At 37.0% G+C, this 538-nt stretch carries 1 protein-coding gene; it reads left to right on the top strand.

All coding sequences use genetic code 11. The annotated features are described in order from the left end of the window. On the top strand, nt 1-538 hold a 538-nt coding region (locus tag HMPREF9444_RS09075), incomplete at both ends, for an Rpn family recombination-promoting nuclease/putative transposase (protein WP_040909486.1).

Genomic DNA, 538 nt, shown 5'->3' with positions numbered 1-538 from the left:
GAAAACGTACTCTCTATTATTTTTCCAAGCTGTATGAAAGAGGAATTAAAACAGGTGATGATTATGTAAATTTAAGACCGTGCATCATGGTTAATATCGTCAATTTCAAGCTTGATGAAGATGAAGAATTTCTCAGTCGTTATCAGTTAAGAAAATACAATCATGATAGAATTTTAAATGATGATATTGATTTCTTTTTCATTGAATTGCCCAAATGGCGCAAAATAAGTACAGAGAACAGCAGTAAAAGCATAAAGGAAATCAAACGATTAAACCGTTGGCTGACATACCTGACGGGAAGCGATGCTAAGCTTTTAGATAAATTGAAAGAAAGCGATCCTCTCATAAAGGAGGCGATTATGTTTGAGAAAAAATATACTATGGATGATGCGAGCTGGTATGAATACTTAATGCGCGAAAAGGCGTATCTCGATCAAAATTCCCTTGAGAACTGGGCCAAAAGAGAAATAGCTGAAGGTAGGGCTAAAGGCCATGCGGAAGGACATGCAGAAGGTCATGCTGAAGGTTTAGCTGAAGG

This window comes from Succinatimonas hippei YIT 12066 (assembly GCF_000188195.1).
In the GTDB taxonomy this organism is placed as follows: domain Bacteria; phylum Pseudomonadota; class Gammaproteobacteria; order Enterobacterales; family Succinivibrionaceae; genus Succinatimonas; species Succinatimonas hippei.
Note: the sequence above shows the minus strand (reverse complement) of the source record. Positions and strands in the feature narration are given on the sequence as shown.